This is a genomic window from Actinomycetota bacterium, assembly GCA_005888325.1.
In the GTDB taxonomy this organism is placed as follows: Bacteria; Actinomycetota; Acidimicrobiia; order Acidimicrobiales; family AC-14; genus AC-14.
In genome coordinates this window covers 1-6773 of record VAWU01000044.1, presented here as the reverse complement: position 1 = coordinate 6773, position 6773 = coordinate 1, and the positions used below count along the sequence as shown (strand labels likewise).

The 6773-nt window shown below is 69.0% G+C and carries 3 protein-coding genes and 1 tRNA gene; 1 reads left to right on the top strand and 3 read right to left on the bottom strand.

The window, feature by feature from the left end; translation table 11 throughout:
- The first annotated feature begins 107 nt into the window (after positions 1-107).
- Positions 108-178, top strand: a tRNA-Gly gene (locus tag E6G06_14755).
- A 14-nt stretch (positions 179-192) separates the two neighbouring features.
- Here E6G06_14755 and E6G06_14750 read toward each other — a convergent pair.
- The 3 genes from E6G06_14750 to E6G06_14740 form a co-directional block, all read right to left on the bottom strand.
- Entirely contained in the window at positions 193-5316 is a 5124-nt protein-coding gene (locus E6G06_14750; protein TML89249.1) for a hypothetical protein, read from the bottom strand.
- A gap of 481 nt (positions 5317-5797) precedes the next feature.
- Positions 5798-6340 (bottom strand): MarR family transcriptional regulator, encoded by a 543-nt coding sequence (locus E6G06_14745; GenBank protein TML89248.1) that lies wholly within the window; start codon positions 6338-6340, stop codon positions 5798-5800.
- Positions 6341-6412: 72 nt separating this feature from the next.
- On the bottom strand, positions 6413-6773 hold a 361-nt coding region (locus E6G06_14740; GenBank protein ID TML89247.1), incomplete at its 5' end, for a VOC family protein.

Genomic DNA, 6773 nt, shown 5'->3' with positions numbered 1-6773 from the left:
GCGGATCGACCGGTCGGAGAGGATCACGGGCGCTGAGGCTAGTGCCGGGACCAGGTGGGCCCTCGGCGCCCGATGCTCGCGCCCGACCCACTAAGTTCGTCCCGATCGCGGGCGTAGTTCAGAGGCAGAACATCAGCTTCCCAAGCTGAGAACGCGAGTTCGATTCTCGTCGCCCGCTCTGTCCGACGGGTGTCAGGCGTGCCGGAAGAACCTTCCGGCCGCGTTGAACGCGCCGCTCTCGCACGGGAACGAGCAGGCGGGAGCGTGGGGGACGATCTTGTACGTCTCTCCGGGCGCGGCGACCGATGGCATGGTGAAGGTGATGGTGTAGGTGCCGTTCGGGTTCCCGACCTGAGAGGTCGCCGCGATGGCCGCGCCTTCGATCAGTCCGGTCGAGACGCGCTTCAACAGGATCGTCTTGTTCGTCCAGGCCGCGCTGCAGAAGCCGTCGTATGTCGTGGTCGTGGGATCGTCGGGCTGAATGGTCTTGCAGGGAAATTGCACCCCATTGAGCGTCACCGAGGTACCGGTGGGTACCGAGCTCGGGCAGGCGCCTCCACCGCACGACATCGCGGGTATCGGCGACTTGAGGAAGACCTGCCGGTACGACGCCTCGCGGGGTGGCGCCTCCGGGCTAGCCGCGTCGTACTCGGCCGCGTAGACGATGCACGTCCATCCGGCCACAACCTGCGCGGCAGTGGGTGGGCACACCGCAGCCGGATCGGTGCTCGCCCCTCCGCCGAACGGCGTGAGCGTGGCGTTCGCCGGCATCTCCAGGTTCACGTTGCCCGGGAGGTTGCCGCCGGCATCGAGTGTGAGGCTGCCGCTGTTGGGGACGCCCAGCGGTCCGAGCCCGGCGCCGTTGCCGTAATCGCAGCCGCCGAGATAATCACCCGCGCCGCCGGATCGATCGGCGTTGGGTTCGGTCAACGCTTGCGCGTTACACAACATCACCTCGAACTGGGCACCCGGGTCGCCGGCGAAGCCGGGAGCCGACACCGTCGTGGCCGAGCCGGCGGGGTCGGTGCAGGTCGGGCCGTAGTTCGACGAGCAGGGATCGGGCTTGTTGACGCGCAGGCTGACGGCCTTCGACAGCGCCACCGGGTGAACGACGCCGGGCAGCGACGGATTGCCGTTGGAACACACCCGCTGGTGGCAGACGGCGCGCACCTGGAAGGAGCTGGTGTCGATGCCGGTGCTGCCTGCCGGGTCGGTGACCTTCAGCCTCACCGTGTACGTGCCGGGCGCCCAGCCGCCGGTCGGCGACGCCAGATCGACGTTGCCGCCGCTGCCCACGACCACGGGTGAGCCCCCCGGGGCGGTGAGCAACCATTCCAGCGCCGCCGGATCCGTGAGCTCCCCGGTCTCGGGGTCCTTGCCCGTGCCCTTGAGCGCCACCGAGTCGAACGGGGACACGAGGTCGGCGGGTCGCCCCGGAGTCTCGATTGCGGCGGTGGGTGGCTTCGGGTCCGAGACGACAGGAATTTCGTTGACGGGGTTGGGGGTCGTGCGTGTGAAGCCGTCACTCAGCGCCGCGTTGAGAGTGCCTCCGGCACATGCGAGGGCGGCGTCGAAGTTCCGCTCGAACGAAGCGCTCGCGCCGGCCAGGGCTTCCGGCCGCACGCCGACCGCCACCGGGTCGACGCTGCCGTCGGGACACGTGTAGAGCAGGTCGGCCCGCACGTCGTCGGGAAAGTCGTCGCTGCTCGTCAAGGTGATCGCCTGCTGGCCCACCGCGGGCGGGGCTTGGTCACGCACGAAGACGTCCTGGGCTCCGTTGCTGTCCCCGGGCACCAGGTTGGTGGCGGACGCGTAGAAGACGGTCACCCGGCCATCCGCGCTCAGGTGCGATGCGTTGGCCACGGCGCTGAAACCGCCCGTCGCCTCGCCGTCCGAGGTGGTGATGCTGACCCGCGCGGTCGCGCTCGTCTGCCGATCGCGCCGGAAGACGTCGAGCTGGCCGTTGGTGTCGCCCGTCACGAGATCGGTGGCACTCGACACGAACGCCACAAAGCGGCCGTCGTCACTGATCGCCGGCCACTCTGCGGTGAGCGTCGCGCCGCCCGTCTGGGCGCCGGCGCTCGTGAGGTTCACGCGCTCGGTCGTGCCCGCCTGGCGGTCGCGCAGGAAGATGTCGCGGCTGCCGTTCGTGTCCGCGGTGACGAGGTTGGAGCCGTCGGACGCGAACGCCACGTAACGACCGCCCCGACTCACCGCGGGCTGCATGCTCGCGCCGTCAGACGCCCCGGACGTGTCGGTGAGGCTGACCCGCTCGGTGGCGTCGAGCTGGAGGTCGCGCAGGAAGACGTCGCGGAGGCTGGTGTCACCCGGCACCAGGTTGGAGCCCAGTGACTCGAAGGCGATGTAGCGCCCGTCGCCGCTGAGATCCGGCCGCTCGCTCACCCCGTTGCCTTCGATCGTGTCTCCCTCGGTGATCACCCGCACCTCGTCCATGATGTTCTGGACCTCGAAGTTCACCGTGAGCGTCCGCCGGTCCGCGCTGATCGTCACCGCGTCGTTGCTCGTGGAAACGGTGGGGAAGTCGAGACCGCGCAGACCCTGCAACTGTGGATCGTTCGCGACGGGGTACGTCGTTCCGACCGAGCTCAAGCCGTCGGTTGCCTCCAAACGGCTCTGCCGCACGATCACGCCCAAGATGTCCGCGCCGAAGGTGGCGGTTCCGGTGAAAGATTTGAAATCGACCGGGTTGTTGGGGCGGTCGGCATGCAGCAGATGGGTCTTCACCGTCGTCCCCGCCGGGATCGTCGAGGGACTCAGCGCATGGGTGCGGTCGGCCGTGCCGTTCGTGACGTCGACGTTGAGTCCACCCGCAGGCGCACGTGCGCTCGGGGCGTCCCCTGGTTGTTCGTCGAAGGCGATGATGTCGTCGTCGCTCACGGCGGCGTTCGGTCGAACCGAGACCGGCGCCGCCACCCCCACGACCGCGCCGGTCGTCGACGTGATCGTCGCCGTGCCCGACGTGCTGACGCTCGCCCGCTCGGTCACTGCCGTCGTGAGGTTGTGGACGAACACGTCGTCGGTGCTGTTGGTGTCAGCGGTCACCAGGTTCGACGCGAGCGACGTGAACGCCACGAGGTTGCCGTCGTCGCTGATGCTCGGGTGGATGCTGCGGTTGTTCGCCTGGGTGCCTGCCGTGGCCACGCTCACCCGGACCGTGGCTCCTGCCTGCCGGTCGCGCAGGAAGATGTCGGGCTGCCCGTTCGTGTCGCCCGGGACCAGGTTGGTGGCGCTGGAGACGAACGCGACATAGCGGCCGTCGCCACTGATCACCGGGTCAGTGCTGGGGCCGCCGGTGGCCTGCGCCTCGGAGTCGCTGACGCTCACGCGCTCGGTCGTGCCCGACTGGCGATCGCGCACGAAGATGTCGCTCTGAGCGTTGGTGTCGGCCTCGACGCTCAGATTCGTAGCGGTTGAAGGAAACGCGACGAATCGGCCGTCGGCGCTGATCGACGGCTGAGCGCCGGTGCTGCCGGAGGTCGTCTGCGCCTCAGCACTGCTCACGCTGGCCCGCTCGGTGGCCGCCGTGCCGGTCGAGGGCGGCTGGGCGTTGACCGAGGTGAGCGTCGGTGGCGCCGTGCGGTCGCGGGCGTAGAGCAGCACGGAGGTCGGCCCGTCGGGCGTGCCGTTCCACAGCTCGATGGAGTTGGCCCCGGTGTCGAAGGGGAAGGCGACGGAGAACACACCGAAAGGGTTGTCCAGAAAGACCGCACCGCCGTCGTGCTGGGATTCCTCGAAGGACACCTCCACGCCGTCGTCGCGCAGGATGGTGGCGCCGTCGCGCTGCACCAGGCGATAGACGCTGGTCGGATCGGGTTCGGTGAGTAAACCGCCGGGTGCGAAACCCCCGGGTGCGAAACCCGACTCGACCACGTCGGTGCCCGCTCGGGTGCCGTCGGTGCGGCCCGTGATCGTGAGGGTGGGGTTGGCCCCTACCCCCACGGCGCTGCCCACCTTGCCCGGGGACGGGCAAGCGGTGCTGGCAGTGTTGCTGAGCTGACACTGGATCCATGCCCAGTCGGCCGCCTCGAACAGCACGTTGGTGTTGTTCCACGCTCCAGAAGGGGAAACCTTCATCGCCGAGCGATCGTTGGGCACGAACGCACGCTTGTCCACGTTGTAGCCGCGGTTCGGCGCGAGGGCGGTGGAAGGCACGGCGGCGACGTTGGGCGAATGACGCACGTTGAAGTCGTCGTCGCGATCGGGGGGCACGGCCCCCAGGGTGTGGCCGATCTCCATGGCCATGAGCGCGCCCGTCTTCGACGGCGCGAAGGCAGTGTCGGCGATAGCCCGGACCCACGCCTGCTTCTCCCCGAAGGTGGCGTAGCCGTCGACGCAATCGCCGCTGCCGCCGACGCTGATGTTCTCCGACACCACGCCCAGCACCCGATCGGCGGTCGCCGCGGGGTTGGCCGTGTTGGCCGCGTTCCAGGACGACAGGAAGCCGAGCAGCAGCGACTGCAGCGCGCCCCAGGTCGTGGACTTGCCACAGAACTTGCCCGCCGTCATGAGGCTCGACAGGTCGAGCAGCGTGGGCGCGATCCTGTACCGAACGCCGCCGCGCGCGGTCGACGTGAGGTCGCCCGTCCCGTCTGGCACCGGCAACAGGCGGGCCAGGGTGGTGAGGCCGTCCTGTGTGGTGATCTTGTCGAGGTTGCCGAACTGGCTGCTATAGGTCTGGTGGCCGTCGCCCATCGGCACGACGAGAAGACGGAGGGCGTTGGTCTTCCTCTCCACCGTGACCTTCAGCGGGGTCGAGTCGCTGAGTTTGTCGAACGTCTTGGAGCTGACGACCGGCGAGGACGTCGAGTTTGCCGTCGCCTGGTAATTGACGGTGGCGGTGAAGGTGACGTCGAACCGTGCGGTCGTGTAGCTGGGCGCCAGGTAGGTGCCGGGAAGAACGAACTTCGGGTCGCCGTCGGAGTCGAAGGCGGGTGCCATGCCGGCGGCCACGATCTCCGGCGTGCTCGTCGGCGTCGGCGAGAACGGGCTCACGGTCTTTTTGACGCCGCTGCCGTTGTCGGCGGTGAGGCTGGCGCCGGTCACCTTGATCGACGACCCGCTGGCCGCGCACGACGGCAGGCTGAGGTAGAGCCGCACCAGGGTCTCCTTGCCCCGGGCCACGGTGGCATACGAGCCGATCCCCTGGTTGGCGGTGATCGCGCGCAGCTGGGGTTCCAACACGCACGTGGCCGCCACCACGGGTAGGCCCAGGCCGCCGAGCCCACCCACGACGAGCAGCGAAGCGAGCACCGATCGGCCCCAGCGGCCGCCGTTTCGACGATCCCGACGCTTCATGTCGGTCCCCTTTCGCCGACGCAGGGCACCGTTGCGTCACGACTGAACCCCAGCAGGAGACACCCGACGCTGCTCCGACGTCGTGACGATAGCCAGTGCTGTGGCTGCGCGCCCGTGCCAGCTCCATGGCATCGCCCGGTTGGCACCGATGAGTCCTGGTGGCGGGGAGCGGTCCTCGGGCTCGAGCCCGCCAGCTGAGCGTCGCTGATCGTTGACCGAGGCGGACGGGCCGCCCTACCGTCGGGCGAAATGACGCACTTCGCGCTCACCCGTCGCGCCATCGCGGTCGTGCCCGCCACCGCTCCGTGATCGAGCTCCTGTCGGCAACGCCCGCCGCCGAGCGCTGAAGTCGGTGTGCCCGAGACGCAGCGCCTACTACCGCCGCACCCTGCCGCACCTGTTCACCTCGAAGAGGACGCGCAACGGCGTCGAGGTGGTCATCTGCTCGTGGTGCGGCGTCGCGCAGGGGTGAGAATCTCGTCTAACGCGCGGGCGTGACCGCCTGCAGACAGTTCTGGAGCATCCGCCGGAAGCGCGCCTGCTCCGCGTCGCTGACGCCGCTGAACACGTGCGCCTCCAGCTGGTCGACGAGGGCGTTGCACTTCGCCAGCGCGGTGGATCCGGCCCTCGTCAGCCCCACCTCGAGGCACCGTCGGTTGCTCACATCGACCGAACGGACCAAGAAGCCTTTGCGTTCGAGCGTCGTCACCATCTCGTTCGCCGCCTGCGGGGTGACGAAGGTGAGCCGGGCCAGCGCGGCCGACGACATGCCGGGGTGCCTCGCCAGCACGCTCAGCGCGGTGTACTGCTTCGGGGTGAGGCCGAACCGTTGGGTGATCTCGTCGAGCCTCACCCGCAACGCCTCCTGCAACTGCTTGACCAGATAGGTCAGCCGGTGCGGCGGCTCGAGCTCGTCAGCCACGGCTTGATGTTCGCACACCGACGCTTCGACACCCGCCGTCGCGGCGGGGCGGTCGTCGTTTCCGGCTCCTGCGGGCGGCTCGACCTTCGGGCCGAACGGCATCGGCTCGTCGCCGCGGAATTGGTCAGGGACCTCGGGGTCTCCTGTCGTCAAGCCGTGTGCGCCATGGAACGGCTACTGGCCGGCCTGGCTCAGGCGTATCACCGCGAAGGTCGCGCCCTGCGGGTCGGCCAGCACCGAGAAGCGACCGGGCTCGATGTCCATCGGCGGCACCCGGACGGTGCCACCGAGCTCCTCACACTTCGCGACCGAAGCGTCGGTGTCGTCGACCGCGAAGTAGACCAGCCAGTGGGGCGGGACGTCCGCGGGCACCATGTCGGGCATCTGCATCATGCTGGCGACGCTGTCGCCATCGAGCTTGAACTCGGTGTAGGCACCCGGTCCCTCGCCGTGGGTGACCGGCTCCCACCCGAACACTTCGCGATAGAAGGCCTTCGAGCCCTCGACGTCACGGGTGTTCAGCTCGTTCCAGCTC